The sequence below is a fragment of the Paenibacillus sp. UASWS1643 genome (assembly GCF_008693195.1).
In the GTDB taxonomy this organism is placed as follows: domain Bacteria; phylum Bacillota; class Bacilli; order Paenibacillales; family Paenibacillaceae; genus Paenibacillus; species Paenibacillus amylolyticus_B.
Genome location: NZ_VXKZ01000115.1, coordinates 491,987 through 511,777 on the forward strand (window position 1 = coordinate 491,987; position 19,791 = coordinate 511,777).

Below are 19,791 nucleotides of genomic sequence, written 5' to 3' on the forward strand. Positions count from 1 at the left end.
TCAAGCTTTTGCTTTTGCATTCTCACGATCCCACCTTACTTGAATCTCCACCTTGTTCTTGCTGCCATGCTCATAGTTAAGCAGTACGGTTTTCGATTTTGAATCCCATTTCCATTCGGCAGGTACAGTCTGGTGTTGATCTATACTGCAAACGGATATGGGTTCAAATGGGCAATAGAATCTGGCGGTGGCCTGCATGTTGGTCGGACCCTTGGCTACACATTGAAAACCTGCATTCGTTATCGTCAGATCTTCAATTCTGGAAGAGGCAGAGATCAGGCTCACCTTGTCTTGCTGTGGTCTTCCGGCCGTAATGTCGTATAACAGTGCTTGCTCACCAGGAGCCAACCTTACTTCTTGCCGAACATGCAGGTCAGGATCGAACAAGTCCACCACCGGACCTGGGATAACCAGTGGTTCTTCGGATATGGACTCTTCCAGGACAGAGGCTATGATGTAGGGCCCCCGTTTAATTTTAAAATAATGCTTGGCTTCCCAACGGAAGTTGGAATCCTGTAGTCTTTCCCATGTTTCTTTCACAGTCTGGCGAAGTTGATCTGCACTCGCTTTACTTGACGTACATACAGCCGGATGTACAGGAAGCCAATGCACCGCCCCTTTGCCCACAGGATGAATCCCTTCCTGTTCTACCTTAAGCCCTAGCTGTTCAAACAAGTGTTCGCGTGGTGAGGTATATATGGTATTCGTGCTTTCCCTGCACTGGTCATCATTCCACCATGCCCGGATGTTGTGATAGGGGTCGCTGTCGTCTCCCACATAGATCAACGCACCACCGTCCTGTACCCATTGGGCCAGTGCATAATGGATATCGGAGTGCTCCGGCTTCATGTACTCATAACTCAACAGCAGGACACGATATGGAGCCAGGTAATGTGGATAGCGCCTCACATTATCAAGCTGGACGGGTCTCACAGGTATTCCGTGTTTAAGCAATGGCAGAGCAAGACCATAGAATGGAGAGAAATCCAGCAGCTCCGTGTCGCCATCCGCTTGGAATCCTTCCGGATCTGTACCGTCATATTTTCCAGCATTCGGTGCCTCCGGCTCAGGCTTCATGCGCTGAAACATCGCTGAGTCGGCAATCAATACACCAACTTGAAGAGATTCACCTTCTGTTTCGATAGTGTCTTGATCCATATTTCCAAGTGTGTGCATCACATGCATCAATGTCGTTGCATAATCAGGTGGGATCTGTACTTTATGTGCACCGTCATCAGACGGATAAGTTCCTTTGAAAATTCTTCGCGGCCAAGGTGCGACCTCGTAATGGGAAACCCCGGGATGAAGCAGGGAAGCAGCAACGGTCTTCAGGTAGTTCTGTTTATAGTCGGCCCATGTATAATTCGGATTGTCCTCGATAGGGTCATGCAGAAACCACATTCGTCTGTCTGTACCCCGCACAAGCTCTTGCATGACACCATATTCCAAGTAAGCGGTTTCAAAAGTGCGTTCTTTGCGCACCCCTTCATACACGTTCGGTGTTCGTGATGTCCCGGTCCAGATTTGTGCAATATATCCATCTACGGAGGGAAGCTCTATCAATCGAGACTGCGGGCTAACAATTCGCCACTGCGTATAATTGATCAGGCTGTGGGTCGGAACGTAGAATCGCAAGATGCGATTGTAACGTTTCAGAGCGTAATCTTTCATCTCGGTACACAATCGGTCTAACACACGTGTGTATAAATGCGCTTTCAATTTGGAAGCCCGAAACTGTGCATCGGGTGAGGAGTGAGGCGGACTCCAGGGTTCTTTGTAATACAACTGCCATTCTCTCTTAAACGATTCCGAGTACCCCCCGTTGACCCAAAATTCAGGCTCCTCCAGATGGATCGCCTCCACGCCAGAATCAACAGCTGCACGTATGCGTTCAGCGATATATTTACCAAAGGAAACCGTTGGGACCATGTAAGGAATAATAGGTTCCTTCCCATGGACAATCATCTCGCCATCGCGATCCATCTGGGCTTCATCCCAGTGCGTTTCCCCGTCTACTTCCCCGTCCAGATAGTTGTTATAGGTCCCCCATGCCACCCCTGTCATTAAATGAACCACGTACCCTTTATCCTTCCATTCCTGAATACGTTGCGGCATCGTATCGTCCATTCCATAGACCATGACAAAATCCGTTTGCAGATCATAATCAGGATGATAGGGTGCTGATTCCTGGAATCCGGTTCGTTCTTCTTTCCGATCTCTAACCACAGCTATGACCTCCCTGCCCATGTTGGATTGGTCTTTCGTTGTAAATATTCACCATTTTACAAAATATAATATACATTAAGAATATATTCAATATGTTTTTTAAGAAAAATAAAAAAGCCCTTTCCGTACATCTACGGAAAAGACTTGAATTTAAGCATTGATATAATAATTAGGGACAGCTTCCAGTCGTTTGACGAACGACAAGTTCAGGTTCAATCAGAATTTTGCTGAAGCCCGTAATCTCGCGGCTATTCCGAATGACTTCAAGAAGCTGGTTGCCTGCTCGGATTCCCATCTCTCTCTCAAATTGTTTTACATGCGTAAAAATACTGAATTCCTCCACGATGGAAGTGGGATCATCAAAGCTTACAATCGATATATCTTCGGGAATGCGAAGACCGGCTTGCTTGGCCATTTGATAGATCTGTACCCCCAGCCTGCCATTCAGCGATATATAAGCAGTCACCATTTTGTTGCTGATATATCGGTACAACGGATGGGCTTCGGCGTCCTTCAGAACAGACAACGGTTTGAAATCTGTAATCATATGTGCAGGGTTAATCAATGCTTCTTTATCCTTCAGTGCTTCAATATAACCATCAATCCGCTCCTGGACGGTGACGGTTTGCAATGGAGAATCCGAGCAGATCGCTATATCACGATGTCCAAGCTCCCATAGATGTTCAACGGCCAGCCTCACGCCCAACCTTCCATCAGCCGCAATGTAATGGGTTTCGACGCCAGGCAAATATCGGTCAATCAGCAAAAAAGGGAAGCCGGATAACTTCATGCCGAGAATCTCCTCGTTATAGTTACCTTCATCCACAGGAAAGATTAACAGCCCCTCAGTTCCAAGTGCCTTTAACTCCCTGATCGCATCCTTTTCTTTCTCGATGTTGCCATGCGTCAGCATGATCATGCTGCGATAGCCTTCCTGATTGAGTGACTGCTCGATCCCTTCGATGAGTCGAATCGCAAAGTAGTCGTGAATCGTAGGCATGATAACCCCAATCATTCTTGTACTCGATCTGCCTCCCTTTACTGCCGGAGATTCAGAAAATGCGTTGTCTGCTGCATCTGTGCCTTCCGCAACAAAGCTTCCTTTCCCCGGGACGCGTGCAATCAATTTCTCGTTAGCCAAGCCTGTCAGGGCATTCACAACTGTAATTTTGCTAACGTTAAATCGATCCATGAGTTCCTTCTCTGTCGGTATTCGATCACCCGGCTTCATATTTTCGGAAGCAATGAATTTGCGGATGTAGTCTTGAATTTGTTGGTACAACGGTATTCTATCATTCGTACTCATGATAATCACATCACCAATTCATTCATTATATTTTTATATATAAAATATATTTTTACACATATAAGTACAATAAACAACCGTAAAATGCCTGTCAATCCTTCATTCCTTGTCTCACCTTCTTTATTTGAGAGGCAAACAATTTTTCTGGGCGCAGGATCATCAGGTGTTGATCCCCTACTCTCGTGTGCGCCATAAACTAATCGTGCTTGGTGATCCCTTAGGGAAGTTGATTTCATTAATCTAAAACCCTCCTATAGATCAGAATGGTTGTCACTGCTATGGCTTTTAGCAGTCCCCATTCTAAATATTTTTTATGGGGTCTTGAACCGGGCAGGAGATCGAGTGTCTAGTCTTCAGACAAACTTGGACGTTCCAATTCCCTTTATCCCAGGCTTTATCGTCCCCTATTTAATTTGGTATCCTTTCATCACGGGGGTATCCTACTATACATTTAATTGCTGCGGCTACCACCTGCCGACACATGATCTCTTAAAGGACCTATAGGTGTAGGGACTGTGCTGGCTAGCTGCTTCAGCGGTGCATTTCTTAGTTGTATCTACTCATTATTCAGGTTTTTGTCTAATCGGAAATGGGAATAAGTTCGTGTCCATTTCGGCAAAGGAACCAAGTTCTTGTCCTAAGCTGGGGACAAGAACTTGGTTCCTTAAAACAAAAAAGCCGCTATAATAGCGACTTTGAATGGAATAATATTCTTGTCCCGCGGCATCCACCTTTATGCGGCGTTGTAATCGTAGAAGCTTCGTTCTTACTTTATTACGTAAAAAGTAAATTATGAACATAAAGTCCTGTTATATGCAGATAACTTTTTGCAACCTATAGATGGAGCATAGACTATAGATATGAAAGCAACAACTTGATTCTCAAGTTAAAGTTTCTTCAATATCTATCTACTGAATACAAGTTTCATGCCATCATGACTATCAACAAATCCAAGTCGTTCATAGAACCTATGGGCATCTTTTCGTTTTTTATCTGTTGTCAGCTGTATCATGTCGCAACCCATTGATTTTGCCTCATTAATTGCATAACGAAATAGCGACTCGCCAATACCTCTACCTCGATAACCCTGGCCAACACGAACACCCTCTATTTGACCCCTTGTTGTACCTAATCTTGAAATCCCCGGAATAATAGTGAGCTGAAGGCATCCAACAACTTCGTCTTTATCCATAGCAACGATGATGGAATTACCAATCTGTTGTTCAATCTTGGCGAATGCCTCAATGTATTCTTTTGGCAGTGGTATTTCATAACGTTCTCGGGTGACACCGAATTCATCGTCCGCTAATAATCGAACAATTGCAGGAAGATGGTCCACAGTTGCTGTTATAAATTCCATAATTACCTCCCATATTATATTGAATTCCTCCGTAAGTTACCATAACAGATTAGGCTCAAATATCTTGCTTCAAATACCAATTAACTGCATTTTTATACAGCACTTTTTCACTTTGTTCCTCATCTAGAGTATTATAAATAAGTTCAATGTCAGAATTATGATAAGGTCGCCTTGCTCTCGTTGAAGGCAAATCTGTACCAAACATTAAAGCATCTGGATTGACTGCATAAATGGAACGAATAGCCTGCGCTACATCGAGTTCAACCCTGCCAAAGCCCGTTGCTTTAACTCTAATTCCTTTATCAACTAAGGAAAGAAGATGCTTAAATCCCTCTTTTGATAAACCCAAATGATCTACTGAAACAGCCGGAAGACTGCTCAATGTTGATGCAATTTGAGGTAAAAATGTGGAGTCAATATATAATTCTGCATGCCAGCCTACTAACTCATGGACTCGTCTTGCAAAGTACTCCAAATGAGAAAGATCTTCTGAACCTCCTCGTTTGACATTAAAACGGATGGCTCTTACACCATAGCTGTTAAGTTTTAAAATTTCATCATCCGATGTATCATGTGGTAATTGAGTCACCCCAACATAGTTTTGGCCGAGTTTTTGTAATGAATCAATCAAATAAGTTTGATTGAATCCTTGAAAGGAACCTGATACAACTGCGCCACCTTTAATATTAAAACCCTTAATCTTCTCCAAGTAGTCTTCACAAGTAAAAGGATTAGGTAAAAATCCTTGGTTTTTTATTAATGGGAATTTCGGATCAATGATGTGTAGATGAGTATCAAATATTGTTTGCATAAAATTCTCCCTTTCTAATAATTAACCGCTCCACTGTTTCATTAGATGAAACGAAGTTCCGTTTATGTAATTGATTGTACATTACAATTGTTTAAATGAAAAGCAGCCGATCATCTTAGTTCAGCTGCTTTCTTAAATTTATTGAGCTATCTTTACCCTTTAGATTAACAACTAACAATAGCGTTTCTTATGCTTACGAGAGCTCATCAAGTTCCAATGTATACGTTTTAACTTACTGTGTCCTATAATCCGCTGGCTTAAAAAGTACATAATTTTATGAACAATTTCTGAATATTTCGAATTTAACTTTTCATCGAATTATAGGATACACTACAATGTGTAGTACATCATTATCTAAAATTTGATATATCGGGAGGCTTATAATAATGCTACTTACATTATTAAGCATATTAATGGTTTTGAGTTTATCTGGAATCATCGTTCTGAATACCTATAAACGAAAAGAGAGAATTACAGGAATGTCTGGAATGATGATTGCTATGAGCATTGGAATGATGTCTAGTATTGCTCTTGGATTTCAACTTGGTATTGTTTTTGATCATGATCTGGCCATCCCTTCAATTATTGCTATTTTATTCGGTTTGGGGGTTGGTTACCTTACAGGCAAGCCCATAAGTGTACTTGCCTCGTTGGATGGCATGTTAGCTGGGATCATGGGTGGAATGATGGGTGCCATGCTCGGATCTATGCTTGGCTTTACTTATATCATGGTATTGTTTATTGATATCGTGTTTATCTTTATATTTTTTGTTGTTCTTCAATTGACAAGTTCAGAGTCAGTGGAAAGAAAAAAAACAAATAAAAGTGGGATCAGCTTACCCTTCATCGCAGGTATGCTAACTGTTGCTTTTGGTGCTGTTTCAGTGGGCTTGTTGCTATTTAATCAGTATCAAGATAATCGAACCACCGTTGTTTCTTCTCAAAATCAGGAGCAGAGTACTGTTCAAGAAAATAATGGCTATCAAGTCATTTCAGTCGATGTAAAATCCAATGGATTTAGCCAAAATAATATTGTGGTCAAATCCGGTGTTCCAACAAAAATAAATTTCATAAAACAAACAGGATACACTTGTATAAAGAGTATCGAATCTTCTGATTTAGATATTGATGTTTATCTTGAAAAGGGAGATAACTTCATTACTCTGGATGATTTAAAACCTGGAACATATCATTTCAATTGTGGGATGTACATGTACTATGGAACCATCACAGTTGTGTAACTGCATTTGAGATTAAGCTACAAGGTCTTAGCGGCGGGTTCTAACGAAAAATCGTCGCTTCTTGCTAAAACCACCTTAATCAGTGAATACTATATTCATTGAGCTTATTTGTTATAAATAATAGGCATCTTTCTAATCAATTGGTTGTCACGAGCAGCAGAGTACATGAATTTGGCAACATTTTCTCTAGAAACTGATAATTTAGCCGAATTATCTCCGAATGAAAAGTCATAAGTCTGCCCCGTGTATTTAACATTGGGGTTAATAATTCGAACGACTGTCCAATCCAGATTCGATTCTTTAATCATTCCTTCCATTCTCTTCATTTCTGTATAACCGTTTGGAAGGAGAACTTTGGCTAATACACCTGGAAGTATCGTGGACATGTTTTTCTTATCGTCATCTGATTGCAAAGCTGGCGTCGCAAGTGTAATGAACCTTTTTTTGTTAAGTTTGTTCATAGCCCTAATCATCAGTTCGTGTCCGTCAGCAATCGGCGTGCCTTTAAGCTGCGCTACTGTGTCAAAGCTCGGTGTTGGACTGTATTCAAGAACATCAATAAATCCGTATTTTTCTTTAATAGCAGCAAATGCCATCTCTATTTGTTCTTTATTTAATATGTCCGCTTGAAAAGAAGCAGCTTCGATTCCCAATTGTTCTAATTCAATAACCAGTTGGTTCAACTTTTCTTCATTTCGCGCAATAAGCGCCACGCGGAAGCCATTTTGTCCGAATTTTTTCGCAATGGACATTCCTAAACCTGCTCCTGCGCCAACAATCGCTATCGTTTTCATTTCATATCTTCCCTTCGAATAGAGTTGTTTGAGTCCAAATGCCGTATATCTAACAATAAAAATTTAAGGGAACGAGTCATAATGAACAAAAAAACCGATTTGCGTATCCTTCGCTCCAAACATTCGATAAAAAAGGCGTTTATAGAACTTCTTAATGAAAAGGGATACGAGGGGATTACGATCCAAGATATTGCCGATAAAGCAATGATTAACCGAAATACATTTTATCTTCATTATCAGAACAAACCCGATTTGTTAAATGTATCTATGGACGAATTATTAGAAGAATTAAAGAGTACACTCAATCTTTGTTCGAGTAGAAAATCTCCTATAAGTGGCTCTATGCTTGAACAACTAATGCAAACCATACTGGAGAAAATTAAGAATAATATCCCCTTTTACAAAGCATTTTTACTGGATAAGAACAGAATTTATGGTTTTCAATCAAAAATGGAGGAGATTATAAAAAATACAGTGGAAGATGGCTTGGATCATATGCCCCTGCAGATTTCGAAGGAATTATTACTTCAATATATTGCATCTACTTTTATGGGCATTGTAATATGGTGGGTTAAAAATGATTTTTCTTATACTCCAAGTGAACTTGCTTCTCAATTCGGAAAAATACTCACTCATGGACATTTAAAAGCTGCAGGTATTCCAATCAACGATTAAAATGATCAATGCTTACGAACAGAAGCCGAGGATATTGATGTGCTTTTATCCAGTCAAAATAGTTTCACTTAGAATTTTTTAGATAACTACCTGACTTGAAATTACACAATGTTTTTGTCCATTTCGGCAAAGGAACCAAGTTCTTGTCCCGCGACATCCTCGAATCTTCTATCGATGAAATGTTGAATAACCGCCCCGTAAAGGGGCGGTTTTCTTAGGCTTGCATAAATGCTTCTAACGGTTCCAGAATCGCGAACGTCTTCTTTGCATCCTTCTTCCGTTGCTCATCATAGAGTTTAGTCAACTCTTCGAATGATTTAGCTTTAATCTTCGTATAACTCGATTTGGTGTATCTGATAATGTACGTCTTTACCCCTTCCTCTTCACTCCACTCGTAAACGACATCATATTTGTCCCTCAAATTCTTTAAATGAAGTGACCGGCGCAACACTGCAAAGTGTTCTTCAATGGCTTCATCGCATTCCTTCATAATCTTCTCGTATGTGCATCCAACTCGCATCAGAATTTCTGATGCCCGTTCATCGCCGTATCTCGCGAGAAATTCCTTCAACGAAACCAGCGCATATAGCAATATTTGTTCCTTGTCATTCGGATTCCTGTATTCATAACAGCCTACAACCAAATTGCGGTCGGTCAACTCCTCCTTACTTAATTGCATGTTAAACAAATACTCGAGTGTCTTTTGCTTCATAACGGTTTCCAACATCTGTTCTTTATCAATCCTGATGCCCGTTGTCACCCACGGAAATGGTAGTTGGCCGTTACCTTCACGCGGTATGCTACCCCTAAGATTCAAAATCGGCATACCCGTAGCAATAGCGTACGACCTGTTATATCCTTCGCCCGCGAATATTTCCTGTTCTTCTAGCATGTGTTCTGCCTCCTTTTAGTACCAAGTTCCATTCGGCGACTATTGCATATCCATAAAACTACCACTTTATTGTGCTGGTCCTTATTAGTTCATCAGCGCTTTTCATTAACCCACGAAGATATTACATTGGTCAGCTGCTTCATTGGTTTTATTGGGCTAACGTTTCCCTTCAGCGTAATCGTTTATGTTATCAACGCCTCGTTTTGTAGTCGCATGATTATTTCTTTAACCGTCTCTTCAGGGGACAAATCGGATGAATCCAACCAAAGCCCCGAGCGTGGAGTTTCATTTCGCAATACGCGATCCAACTCATCTACGCTCCAAATCCCATAACCCTTCTTTGCCCGCATAGCCTCTCTCGTTGCAACCACTGTAGAGTTTGGACAAAGCACGAATGAAACAACACTAATCAAATGGCTAACCGTGGCATCTATTCCACTTTCCTCTTTGATTTCACGAATGACGCCATCAATCAGGTTTTCTCCTACTTCAGTTATCCCACCAGGATACACCCAACCATCGTCATGAGCTTTTACTAAAAGGATATTTCCAGTTCCATCTTCTACAATTCCGCCTGCAGATACAATATGTGTCGGGAACGCCATTTTACAACCTCCAAATAAGATAAAGTTGTATATTTATTCCGCACAATTCCTACATTTTCCTGCCTTTGTGAGTTTCTAAAAGATACTGTCGCATGAACGAACTAACCTGCCCGTTAGTTTAATGAATTGATAGGGCAAGAAAATGATTAGGTATACGCTTAATCGACAATAGGAATATGTTCTTGTCCCTCGACAAATCTGGGCAACCTCTTTTTTATAAATATCAGCCTTTAGATCTCTATCATTTATGCTCTTCACCTTCTTAAAACAAATCCTTCTTCAAAGGTTTGAACCTCCGTAGCCCAGCGAATGGTGACACTTCGAACGTCTTTGTAGCTACTTACTTCCTCTTTGGCAACTAAATGGACATCCTCATCTTTTTTAAAATAGTCCATCATGTCAACAGTATTGGAGGGATTAAAAGGTCCTTTATCATTCTTATTGATTACATCTATTTCGGCTTTAATCACTTTATCTGTTCCAATATATTTAATCACGGGAGTGCCGATGTACTTACTTTTCTCTCGAACATAGTTGATTGAAACTGACCAATTAACAGACTTCCCTTCAAAAATAACTCCTTCAGGTTTGTTTGAGCAGCTGGACAATATCACCAGTATTACAAATGAAGTTATAATTATAATTTTTTTCATTCATTTTTCACCTCGAATCACAGAAATCCAAGCAGATATGATATCTACTTGGATCTTTGATATTATTATTTGTTTCTATGAATTTAAGGCAACTTACCACATGGTACGGTTCAGCGTATGATCAGTAGAGCGAAATAGAAGGCACCCAGTAGAGTGCCTTCGATGTTCTTACTGTCTCTCTTTGGTAAGTTGGATAAACGAACTCAAATCCATCAACCAACCTTGTTGGGACACTCGTTCACTGTACAGAACGTGCAAGTGCTGCAACAGAGCCGCGGAAATCGGGTCTGCCATCAGCCGTCCACAAAAGCTCCGTCACAAATGTATGGCGATTCGGATCATACAGCGGATCTCCTATAATGTCCTTGTACGTTCTTGCGTGGAACACAAATAGCGTCTTTTCGTCGGCCTCTGACACCGTGAAGGAATTATGACCGGGACCATACATCGAGATGCTCTCATCTGTCGAGAGAACCGCTGTTTGTGACTTGCGCCATGAGGCGGCATCGAGCAAATCCGAATCCACATCGGCTTCAAGCAGGCCCATGCAATAATTGAAATCGGTGGCGCTAGCGGAGTAAGAGAGGAATACCCGATCACCCTTGCGAAGAAAAGCTGCGCCTTCGTTCACTTTATAACCAATGATCTCCCAGTCATACTCCGGCATTGAAATCATCGTTTGCGGCCCGGTCAGCGTCCATGGATTGCTCATTTTAGATATATACAGATTAGAGTTACCTTCGATATTCGGATCCTTTTGTGCCCACACGTAATAACGACTGCCATTATGCTCAAAGGTAGTGGCATCGAGGGCGAAGCTTTCCCATGCGGTACGAACCTGTCCTCGTTCCACCCAACTGCCTTCGAGCGGATTGACATTTTCATTCTCTAGTACGTACATCCGATGGTCGAACAAGCCTTCATTCGTTTCCGTCGTGTGTGCGGCAGCGAAATACACGTACCATTTGTCATCAATAAAATGCAGTTCAGGTGCCCAAATATTGGCACTAAGGATACCCGTCTCGCGCTTTCTCCAGATCACTACAGGAGTTGATGTAACAAGCTCCTCAAGGTTCTGGGCTCTACGGATTTCAATCCGGTCATACTCCGGTACGGATGCTACGAAGTAATAATAACCGTCTGAATGTCGGTAAATAAAAGGATCGGCTTTCTGCTCAATCAATGGGTGTACGTCGTGTAACACTCTTTTTTGGACTGCCATCTTATCACCTGTTTCATCATAATATTACTACCCTTTAACAGCACCTGCAGTCATACCGTCTATGAAATATTTCTGAAAAGCAATGAACAGTATAAAAATTGGAATGATGGAGAAGAAGGAGCCCACGATCAATAGATCATAGTTATTGCCATAAGGAGTTAATAACGTTTTCAAACCGATTGGAAGTGTATATTTACTCTGATCTCCTAACACCATGAATGGCCACAACAGATTATTCCAGCTGTTCATACCATTCAGAATGGCCATTGCTGCAAAGGATGGCTTCATAATCGGCATAATTAGTCTGAAATATATCGCATACTCGTTTGCCCCATCAACCCGCCCAGATTGAATAATCTCTTTGGGTATGCTTCTTAGATATTGCCTGAAGAAAAATATTGTCGCGGCATTGGCTATACCCGGCAAAATGATTGCCGAATAGCTATTCACCATTCCCAAATCATTAATTAGGCTATACAAAGGAACCAGCAGTATTTCGAAAGGCACCATCATAATGAGCAAAACACATATAAAGAGGAAGTTCTTACCTTTAAAATCATATGCTGCAAAACCATAAGCAACAAATGCGCTTACAAAAAGTGTTAAAACCACTTGAACGATTGTTAAAATCATACTGTTCCAAAACCACACAAAATAATCATGTTCTCCAGTAAACAGATAGATAAAATTATTAAAACTCATGATTTCAAAATCCAAACTTAGGTTAAGACCATATCTAACTAATGATTCACCTGGTTTAAAGGAAGATAGGGCCACTGCATAGAATGGAATCATAATTAAAACGAATAGTATAATGAATAAACAAATAATTACTATTCTAGAGATGAAATCACTCCTTGTCTGACTTTTGCCCACTTTAATCCTCCTCCTTTTTGAACATTCCACTAAATTTCAACTGCGTCAAATTGATAACCATAGCAATGACTAACAGAATGATACCAACTGCAGCTGCGTAACCCAGCTTATTCTGCTCAATCCCTTGTCTATACAGGTATCCAACAATGGTTAAGCCAATATTTTTGGGTGAATTGTTACCGTTAAACATCATCAGGCTCTCGGTAAACATGGCTAAACCTGCATAAACACTAATTGTCGTGACATATACCGTGGTTGGCTTCAATAACGGCATTGTGATTGTTCTGAACTTCTGCCAAGCAGATGCCCCGTCAATTGAAGCAGCCTCATAATATTCATTGTCAATGCTTTTCAAACCGGATAGATAGTAAAGCATATTAACACCTGTCCATCTCCAACATGCGAGGATCAACAGTGCTGCCATACTCCAATTTCCGTCTTTCAAAAATTTAATAGGCTCTACACCAAATAGACCTAGAAAACTGTTCATTAATGAACCTTCCATTTCACCGAATGTAAGGCGGAAAATGGTACCCGCAACTGCGACAGATGTCAATGCAGGTAGAAAGAACGAAGATTTAAAAAACTCTCTTCCCTTCATTAACTTACTGTTTATCATAACGGCGAATAACATTGGAAAAGGAATTAACAGCACTAAGGTTCCTAACATGTACACAACACTATTTTTAATAGATGTCAAAAACACTTTATCAGTAAGTAATTTCGAATAATTCGCTTCACCAATCCATTTAGGATCCTGTCCCAACATCCGATCTTGAAAGCTCATTACGAATGAATTTACAAGCGGGAAAAACCAGAATATCAAAAATATGAGTATAAATGGTAACACGAAAACATAAGGTGCAACTTTTTGAGAGTATACAAATTTCTTTATCATATTCTCAATCTCCCTTGACTAAGGTTAAACCTGCCGACTACTATACCTGCCGACAGGTTTAACCAAATCATTTACTTATTAAATTTATTTCAATTCTTGTTCAATTGCTGCTTGTGCTTCATCCAATGCTTCCTTCACGTCTTGACCATCTTCAAAGATAGCGTTCAAAGTAACCGTATTGAAGATATTGCCGATGGTTGGTGAAGCTTTAACGGACTTGATCGCTCTAATTTCGTCTTTGATTTCATTCAAAGTATCAAATGCATTTGTTTTAAAGTATTGTACGTACTCGTTATCAGGGTTTTTCGTTACTGCATCATCTTTCCATACTTCCATGTTGATTGGGTCAAATCCAAGTGTATTCCAGATTTCAGTAGTGGCTTCTTTCGAAAGCTTAGCAAAGGCTACAAATTCTTTGGCCAATTGAACGTCTTTACCACTCTTAGTAACAACTGTGCCAGTACCGCCTAAGCCAACGGAACGAGGATTACCTTCTTCAAATACAGGTAATGGAGCAATTGCATACTTACCTTTAAGATCCTTCATTTCGTTTACAAAGCGGGACATGTACCACTCAGGCATCAATGCACTTGCGTAGTTGCCTTTGTTGTATTCACCTTTTGCTTCTTCTGTGTCGGGTTGTCCGCCTGGGATCGTATGAATAACATTGTTCTTCTGCAGATCAACTAACATTTCATACGCTTTAATCATTTCAGGCGAGTTCACTTTTGGATTACCATTTTCATCTGTAAAATCAGTGTTTTGCTGAGCTAACAGCAACGATGCTTGCCACGTAGCAGATGTATCAGCAGTACCTAAGTACTTGCCAGTCTTTTCATAAACCTTGATACCTGCTTGTTTGTAATCTTCCCACGTTATGATTTTCTTGTAGTCAACACCTGCTTGTTCGAGAATTTCAGTGTTGTAGAAAGCAAGCGTTGCACCTACGTGATAATCAAAGCCATAAACCTGATCGGCTTTGGAGTAAATCTCGACACGCGAAGGAACAACAACGTCTTTGTATGGTGCAAATACATCATTCAAAGATTCCAGTGGAACGTTGTCACCTTCCAGGAATTTAGGGAATTGACCAAGCTCGATATCCGCGATATCAGGAGCACCTTTTCCGCTTGTAACTGCCAATAAGAGCTTGTTGTGCATATCATCGTAAGGCATAACCGTTACATTCAACTTAATCTGTTTGTCTGGGTTCTCTTGGTTCCATAACCCCAGCATTTTATCCAAATGCTTGCCGTGCAAATCTACGAATGTCCAAAATGACAATTCTGTTGCATTCTCACCGGCATTAGCGCCTAATTGCTGTGTTTCCGTTTTTGAATCAGAAGGATTACCACATGCTGTGAAAAAAAGGGACATAATAAGGACTGTAACGACGGAGATTAACATACTGCGTTTTTTCATTTGTTCGTCATCCTCTCTTTTTGTGTTATGCATTTGAAAAGTCGGCTGACTAGTTAGTTCTGTTAATTTAAGCGGTTTCAATCTACCTTGGCACCACCATCCTTAACATAATTCTAACCGTTCAAAGAAAAGACCCCTTCGCAAAAATTTCTTAGATTCCATATTGTAAGCGCTTTACATGCCGTATTATAATATATATGAAATAAGCTTTATATAACCAATTGATTATAAAATCATAAAGTTTATGGGGAGATGCTACTCTTTGAAAAAGCTGGCGCTCTACAAACAAATTCGAGAAAATATTATTCAGAAAATTAAGTCAGGACAGCTTCGACCCACAGACCGCATTCCTTCTGAGCAAGAACTAATGGACGAATTCAGAGTAAGTAAAATAACTGTCAGGAACGCCCTAACCTCACTGGCTGACGAAGGATTAATTATACGCGTACAAGGCAAAGGCTCATTCGTCTCTTCAAGTCTTGTTGTTTCTAGCATCCATTCTCCACCATCCCAAGGCAGCGCGTCCTCCATGCCGCTCATCGGCTTCATCATTCCGACGATGAGAACCCGTGTCATTCAAAAGCTCGTTGACTACACAGAACAATTCCTGCAAGAAGCCGGCCTCAACATGGTACTTAGCATCACGCGAGAGTCCTCCTCTATCGAAACAAACGTCATCCGTACACTAACGGAACTCGGTGTGAAGGGGCTGATCGTTTTTCCGACGGAAGATGAGAAGTACAACGAATCATTACTGCGTCTGTCGCTCGACAAATTTCCGTGTGTGTTCATCGACCGCTATCTGCGCAACATTGAGACGTACACCATTACATCCGACAATTACGGCGGTGCGTATAAGGCTGTATCCCATTTGTTATCCAAGAGTCATCAGCAGATTGCGCTCATCTCACCTGAAAATGCCAATACAGCCGTCGAGGATCGCACGCTTGGCTTTGAGCAGGCATATACAGATCAAGGTATCTCGATTGACAAGAGCTTGTGGTGTCACATCCCTCTCAACATTCTACGCAGCGAGCATGCATTGGACTATGTAAGCGAATTCTTGCAGAACCACAGTGGAATTTCGGCAGCCTTCTCCTTGACTGAAGAAACAGCACGCCTTACATCGTCCGCTATCTGTCGTCTGAACGATCACTCCAATATCGATTTGCTATCTTTCGATAATCCACATCTTTCAGGCGTAGCTTATGTGCAGCAGGATGAACAGGAAATGGCACGAACAGCCGTAAAGCTGTTACGTGAACAGATGGAAGATACTTATTCTCCTAAGAACGCCATTATTCCCGTGCAACTCATCGTCCCTTGACACGACAATCGTTGCAAGTTCTTGTCCTTGGCTCGGGACACGAACTTGTGCCGATAAAATAAAAAAAGCCGCTTCAATAGCGACCTCAATGAATCCATGTTCTTGTCCCTCGACATCGGTCGAAATTCTGGGAACGGCAACATCAATCCTGTTAGTATTTTTCAAGTTCTATCTTTAAATCCTCAATTAATATATCGACTTCTAATACAGCAGAATCAGCATTATTTAAGAATATTGAAGGTTTAAAACCCTCTTTTTTTAAATTGGGAAGAAACTCGTCTATGAACTCATATAAATCCATATTTTTACTTGGGCAAAATTCCCAACCATCAGTTGCACAGTATTCCGCGAATTCTTTATTAGGTCAAAATGGAAGTAATTTATTACCTTCATCATCTTCAGTAACTGACCAACCATTCTCATAAAGGCCCCAAACTTCTTCTGAATCTACTACTTTTTTGATGAAGTATTCATAACGAATATTTGCAGGGAGATTGATGACAGATTCAAATTCTTTCTGATTCATATTTCCTCCTAATGATGTTTTATCTTATTTTACCGTTATTATCGTATCTATGTTGCGTCTTATGGTTTTTTGTAATATTTTAAAACACTGTGTTCTTAACCGTAACCCTTTCTTGCCTCGAAACCACGTTTGTGCTGCATCTGGTATCCCTGAGGAACTCTTACATTTTTGCGTTTTTTTCTTTTAATTTCATTTAGATCACGTTTGTTTTCCTGCTCAGAGAAAAAAGTCTTATCGTTTATTTATTTCATGATTTTTTTGTTTTAAAGTAATGCGCAATGTGAGCAAGCATATCCTTCTCGGTAATCAGGAAAAGATTTTGTTCCAATATTATGAATTATTTTTAGAGCAAAAGGGGTTGGAAAAGAACCTGAAGTAAAGTTAACCCTCATACATCCTGGAAGGAGCATAAGGGTTAACCTGGTTTTATGACTTTTAAATTAAGCGCTGCTTGGGCAAATGCAGAATAACATTGAATTGATCGCCATGAATCTCGATTTTGATCTCTCCGCCGTGCAGCTCAACGATGCTTTTCACAATGGACAGCCCTAGTCCGGAACCTTCTGTCTGGCGACCCATAGTATTTGAATTAATCTCTTTTGCCTGATTTTAGACAAGAGGAACACAAAGAGACCCCTTAAACCACAGTTATCGTAGATATCGTATGAGTTGTCCTGAAAAGTTAATTATTTTTGTGAACTAATCGTTGTAAGAGTCGTTCTAATGGTCCATTTATTTTGTTTATTTCTAAGATTGTGGCCAATAAAACAGAACTGATCCAAATACCTACTGCAATCAGAGCTGCCATACCGTTACTCACGCGTCCCCCTAAATCAAATGCGACTGGTGATAAATATAAAACAAGCAAAGCTTCATTCCAAACAAAGAATGTCAGCGAACGCTTCCCTAGCGCTACAAGAGAAGATGTAAATTTCCCTAACTTAACCACTTTTGCGCCTATGATACCGAAAATCGCTGCATAAGCTGCACCCCCGGCGATTCCGGTTAGAATATGCAGTCCGCTTAAAAGTCCTACTGTATGCATTTCTGGATTCCATAGGTTACCAATTAGAGATACAGGTAATGCTCCTACCAAGGAGACTGTTAAGCCCATAATAGAAATATAGAGGAGTTTTTTTAGATGCTGTTCAGGTCTGGTTAACAATTGATACCTAGCCATCCACATACCAAGCAAAACAGAAGGCAAGATAGGAAACAGTACATGAATTAATAACGGATAAATAGGGAATACAATTAAATTAGAAATTGCTACATCAAGATAGGTATCATTTGCTGAAAACCCTGGTTGAAAACCATTCCCGCCTATAGCTCCCCATAAAATAGGAATTATCAAAACATAAAGCAATGTAATTAATACAAAATTACGGATTATGGTTTTGTTCTCCCGCCTCACTAACCTACTTAAAATAAGTCCCGCTATCCCGTAGGCCATCAATATATCTTGGCCCCCAATAAAGATCGTTAGCGCCATTCCAAAACCAATTAAGTACCAAGAACGTCGTCGAATTGTCTTTACGGCATCTTCTTCCCTTTTTCCCTTTTTGATTTGACTGTTATAAATTAAAATTAGACCATACCCAAATAGTACAGCAAACATAGCTCTGGCACGGTTATCAATCGCGAGTAAACCCAGAACATTCACTACGTGATCAAACCAAGTAACAGCTTCAACCTTAAACATAATACCAGGTTTACTGTTGTACAAATACAGCGGAGCATGAGCAAGAGCAATGAGGAGAAGCATAGCGCCTCGAGCAAGATCTAATGAAACAGCGCGTTTTGAGTTATTCGTTGTTTCTATTGTTGACATGTTGGACATAATGATTTATCACCTCTAATCACAGGATGAATTTTTACGTTTCAGTTTTCCGATTAACCTCTAAAATATCTAAAAAGAAAATAAATATAGGGATTCCCACAATTAATCCCCATACGCCGATATAATGTTCTGAGAACAATAACACCACGAGAGTATAAAACATGGGCAGGTCCATTTTCGAGGCCATTAGTTTGGGGTTTAAAAAGTACCCTTCAACAAAATGCAATACAAAAATCATAATCAGTACATAGAAAACCATGTCTATTCCACCGATCGTGTAACCTATTATGCACAGTGGAACAAGCGATATCACAAAGCCGACCACGGGAATTAAGCTAAGCAAGAAGATCATAATGGAGAGAGCAAACAAATAAGGATAGCCCAGTAACAGCAGACCTAATACCGAAAACGTTGTGTTTAGCAAAGCGATTAGAATTTGCGCTTCAATTACTTTCCCAAAAGAAGATACAAACTTTTTTCCAAGGGATTTGACTTCCATATAAAACCAAGCTAGTTTACTGCTTTCCAACTTAGAAGTAAAAGTAACAATGCGATTTTTTTCAAGTATAAAGATAAAACTTAATATGATTGATAAAACAAAGCTCGAACCCCAATTGCTTATCTTCAATACGTAGTCAATGCCATTCTTCAGGTAACTTTGATAATTTAAACTATTGATGGTATCAAATAAATAGAGGGTAATTTTGTTCTGTGGTAGATCATCAGGGCTTAGGTTTGTCAAAAAAGTAGTTAATTGCATCATTTGTTCATAGATTTTAGGGAGATAATTCACCAGCGCAGCAATAATAAGAGCAATAAATATGAGATACAGTAAAATAACAATTACTTTACTATTAACTATCACAAACTTACTGATTCGTTTATGCAGCTGTATTTGAATGCTGTTCATAATAAAAGCTATCAAGAATGTGAGAAGCACTACATTAAGCATTCCTTTAATGAAGTACAGTAGTAACCCGATTAATACTAAAACTATGAATCGTCGACTGTTTATATCCGAGAAGAACCTTTTAATAGAATCCATGTTAACCGTCCTTATAATTGAGTGATGTCATGAATTTGATTTTTCTTGAACGCGCCGCCGCAACTACTCTAT

Annotated in this window: 20 protein-coding genes and 1 pseudogene; 3 read left to right on the forward strand and 18 right to left on the reverse strand. The window is 40.2% G+C overall.

Annotated features, from left to right (window positions below):
- The 5 genes from FE296_RS26755 to FE296_RS26780 form a co-directional block, all read right to left on the reverse strand.
- The gene (locus FE296_RS26755) at nucleotides 1–2,226 is read right to left on the reverse strand and encodes a hypothetical protein (protein ID WP_150367004.1); all 2,226 of its coding nucleotides are present in this window, start codon (nucleotides 2,224–2,226) and stop codon (nucleotides 1–3) included.
- A 169-nt stretch (nucleotides 2,227–2,395) separates the two neighbouring features.
- Complete coding sequence (locus tag FE296_RS26760) at nucleotides 2,396–3,532, reverse strand: GntR family transcriptional regulator (protein WP_150367005.1); 1,137 nt, start codon at nucleotides 3,530–3,532, stop codon at nucleotides 2,396–2,398.
- A 5-nt stretch (nucleotides 3,533–3,537) separates the two neighbouring features.
- On the reverse strand, nucleotides 3,538–3,768 hold the full coding sequence (locus FE296_RS26765) for a hypothetical protein (protein WP_150367006.1): 231 nt from the start codon (nucleotides 3,766–3,768) through the stop codon (nucleotides 3,538–3,540).
- Between the two features lie 668 nt (nucleotides 3,769–4,436).
- Nucleotides 4,437–4,892: a GNAT family N-acetyltransferase gene (locus FE296_RS26775; RefSeq protein ID WP_150367007.1), complete on the reverse strand. Its 456-nt coding sequence runs from the start codon at nucleotides 4,890–4,892 to the stop codon at nucleotides 4,437–4,439.
- 55 nt (nucleotides 4,893–4,947) lie between these two features.
- Nucleotides 4,948–5,703, reverse strand: a complete 756-nt coding sequence (locus tag FE296_RS26780) for an amidohydrolase family protein (protein ID WP_150367008.1) — start codon at nucleotides 5,701–5,703, stop codon at nucleotides 4,948–4,950.
- A 386-nt stretch (nucleotides 5,704–6,089) separates the two neighbouring features.
- Between FE296_RS26780 and FE296_RS26785 the strand changes: the two genes are divergently transcribed.
- Nucleotides 6,090–6,944, forward strand: coding sequence for a cupredoxin domain-containing protein (locus tag FE296_RS26785; protein WP_150367009.1), 855 nt, complete (start codon nucleotides 6,090–6,092; stop codon nucleotides 6,942–6,944).
- Nucleotides 6,945–7,048: 104 nt separating this feature from the next.
- Here the strand turns inward: FE296_RS26785 and FE296_RS26790 are convergent, their stop codons facing one another.
- A complete protein-coding gene (locus FE296_RS26790) occupies nucleotides 7,049–7,738 on the reverse strand; it encodes an SDR family NAD(P)-dependent oxidoreductase (RefSeq protein WP_150367010.1) in 690 nt (229 codons plus the stop codon).
- Nucleotides 7,739–7,819: 81 nt separating this feature from the next.
- Between FE296_RS26790 and FE296_RS26795 the strand changes: the two genes are divergently transcribed.
- Nucleotides 7,820–8,413, forward strand: a complete 594-nt coding sequence (locus FE296_RS26795; RefSeq protein WP_150367011.1) for a TetR/AcrR family transcriptional regulator — start codon at nucleotides 7,820–7,822, stop codon at nucleotides 8,411–8,413.
- Nucleotides 8,414–8,627: 214 nt separating this feature from the next.
- Here FE296_RS26795 and FE296_RS26800 read toward each other — a convergent pair whose 3' ends face one another.
- The 7 genes from FE296_RS26800 to FE296_RS26830 all read right to left on the reverse strand — a co-directional run bounded on the left by FE296_RS26800 (nucleotide 8,628) and on the right by FE296_RS26830 (nucleotide 14,981).
- Nucleotides 8,628–9,305 (reverse strand): hypothetical protein, encoded by a 678-nt coding sequence (locus tag FE296_RS26800; protein WP_223869045.1) that lies wholly within the window; start codon nucleotides 9,303–9,305, stop codon nucleotides 8,628–8,630.
- 182 nt (nucleotides 9,306–9,487) lie between these two features.
- Complete coding sequence (locus FE296_RS33580) at nucleotides 9,488–9,910, reverse strand: NUDIX domain-containing protein (RefSeq protein WP_150367012.1); 423 nt, start codon at nucleotides 9,908–9,910, stop codon at nucleotides 9,488–9,490.
- 254 nt (nucleotides 9,911–10,164) lie between these two features.
- Complete coding sequence (locus tag FE296_RS26810) at nucleotides 10,165–10,563, reverse strand: hypothetical protein (RefSeq protein ID WP_150367013.1); 399 nt, start codon at nucleotides 10,561–10,563, stop codon at nucleotides 10,165–10,167.
- Between the two features lie 238 nt (nucleotides 10,564–10,801).
- Nucleotides 10,802–11,785, reverse strand: coding sequence for a glycoside hydrolase family 43 protein (locus FE296_RS26815; protein WP_150367014.1), 984 nt, complete (start codon nucleotides 11,783–11,785; stop codon nucleotides 10,802–10,804).
- 27 nt (nucleotides 11,786–11,812) lie between these two features.
- A complete protein-coding gene (locus tag FE296_RS26820) occupies nucleotides 11,813–12,661 on the reverse strand; it encodes a carbohydrate ABC transporter permease (RefSeq protein ID WP_124115006.1) in 849 nt (282 codons plus the stop codon).
- Between the two features lies 1 nt (nucleotide 12,662).
- Nucleotides 12,663–13,559, reverse strand: a complete 897-nt coding sequence (locus tag FE296_RS26825; RefSeq protein WP_150367015.1) for a carbohydrate ABC transporter permease — start codon at nucleotides 13,557–13,559, stop codon at nucleotides 12,663–12,665.
- Between the two features lie 84 nt (nucleotides 13,560–13,643).
- A complete protein-coding gene (locus tag FE296_RS26830; protein WP_150367692.1) occupies nucleotides 13,644–14,981 on the reverse strand; it encodes an ABC transporter substrate-binding protein in 1,338 nt (445 codons plus the stop codon).
- 262 nt (nucleotides 14,982–15,243) lie between these two features.
- On the opposite strand from FE296_RS26830, the gene FE296_RS26835 reads away from it, so the two are divergent.
- Nucleotides 15,244–16,308, forward strand: a complete 1,065-nt coding sequence (locus FE296_RS26835; RefSeq protein WP_150367016.1) for a GntR family transcriptional regulator — start codon at nucleotides 15,244–15,246, stop codon at nucleotides 16,306–16,308.
- A gap of 151 nt (nucleotides 16,309–16,459) precedes the next feature.
- Here the strand turns inward: FE296_RS26835 and FE296_RS26840 are convergent.
- The 5 genes and pseudogenes from FE296_RS26840 to FE296_RS26860 form a co-directional block, all read right to left on the reverse strand.
- Nucleotides 16,460–16,834: pseudogene (locus FE296_RS26840) on the reverse strand (DUF2750 domain-containing protein).
- Nucleotides 16,835–16,929: 95 nt separating this feature from the next.
- Nucleotides 16,930–17,076: a polymorphic toxin type 8 domain-containing protein gene (locus FE296_RS34140; RefSeq protein WP_150367693.1), complete on the reverse strand. Its 147-nt coding sequence runs from the start codon at nucleotides 17,074–17,076 to the stop codon at nucleotides 16,930–16,932.
- A 193-nt stretch (nucleotides 17,077–17,269) separates the two neighbouring features.
- Nucleotides 17,270–17,413, reverse strand: a complete 144-nt coding sequence (locus FE296_RS26850) for an ATP-binding protein (RefSeq protein ID WP_150367017.1) — start codon at nucleotides 17,411–17,413, stop codon at nucleotides 17,270–17,272.
- A gap of 103 nt (nucleotides 17,414–17,516) precedes the next feature.
- Entirely contained in the window at nucleotides 17,517–18,674 is a 1,158-nt protein-coding gene (locus tag FE296_RS26855) for a DUF418 domain-containing protein (protein ID WP_150367018.1), read from the reverse strand.
- Nucleotides 18,675–18,708: 34 nt separating this feature from the next.
- Nucleotides 18,709–19,719, reverse strand: coding sequence for an AI-2E family transporter (locus FE296_RS26860; protein ID WP_150367019.1), 1,011 nt, complete (start codon nucleotides 19,717–19,719; stop codon nucleotides 18,709–18,711).
- Between the last annotated feature and the right edge of the window lie 72 nt (nucleotides 19,720–19,791).

Excerpts from the sequence above, each read along its gene's own strand:
- FE296_RS26760 (WP_150367005.1), bottom strand. The coding sequence starts at position 3,532 with ATGAGTACGAATGATAGAATACCGTTGTACCAACAAATTCAAGACTAC.
- FE296_RS26765 (WP_150367006.1), bottom strand. The coding sequence starts at position 3,768 with ATGAAATCAACTTCCCTAAGGGATCACCAAGCACGATTAGTTTATGGC.
- FE296_RS26775 (WP_150367007.1), bottom strand. The coding sequence starts at position 4,892 with ATGGAATTTATAACAGCAACTGTGGACCATCTTCCTGCAATTGTTCGA.
- FE296_RS26780 (WP_150367008.1), bottom strand. The coding sequence starts at position 5,703 with ATGCAAACAATATTTGATACTCATCTACACATCATTGATCCGAAATTC.
- FE296_RS26785 (WP_150367009.1), top strand. The coding sequence starts at position 6,090 with ATGCTACTTACATTATTAAGCATATTAATGGTTTTGAGTTTATCTGGA.
- FE296_RS26790 (WP_150367010.1), bottom strand. The coding sequence starts at position 7,738 with ATGAAAACGATAGCGATTGTTGGCGCAGGAGCAGGTTTAGGAATGTCC.
- FE296_RS26795 (WP_150367011.1), top strand. The coding sequence starts at position 7,820 with ATGAACAAAAAAACCGATTTGCGTATCCTTCGCTCCAAACATTCGATA.
- FE296_RS26800 (WP_223869045.1), bottom strand. The coding sequence starts at position 9,305 with ATGCTAGAAGAACAGGAAATATTCGCGGGCGAAGGATATAACAGGTCG.
- FE296_RS33580 (WP_150367012.1), bottom strand. The coding sequence starts at position 9,910 with ATGGCGTTCCCGACACATATTGTATCTGCAGGCGGAATTGTAGAAGAT.
- FE296_RS26810 (WP_150367013.1), bottom strand. The coding sequence starts at position 10,563 with ATGAAAAAAATTATAATTATAACTTCATTTGTAATACTGGTGATATTG.
- FE296_RS26815 (WP_150367014.1), bottom strand. The coding sequence starts at position 11,785 with ATGGCAGTCCAAAAAAGAGTGTTACACGACGTACACCCATTGATTGAG.
- FE296_RS26825 (WP_150367015.1), bottom strand. The coding sequence starts at position 13,559 with ATGATAAAGAAATTTGTATACTCTCAAAAAGTTGCACCTTATGTTTTC.
- FE296_RS26830 (WP_150367692.1), bottom strand. The coding sequence starts at position 14,981 with ATGAAAAAACGCAGTATGTTAATCTCCGTCGTTACAGTCCTTATTATG.
- FE296_RS26850 (WP_150367017.1), bottom strand. The coding sequence starts at position 17,413 with ATGGGTCGCCAGACAGAAGGTTCCGGACTAGGGCTGTCCATTGTGAAA.
- FE296_RS26855 (WP_150367018.1), bottom strand. The coding sequence starts at position 18,674 with ATGTCCAACATGTCAACAATAGAAACAACGAATAACTCAAAACGCGCT.
- FE296_RS26860 (WP_150367019.1), bottom strand. The coding sequence starts at position 19,719 with ATGGATTCTATTAAAAGGTTCTTCTCGGATATAAACAGTCGACGATTC.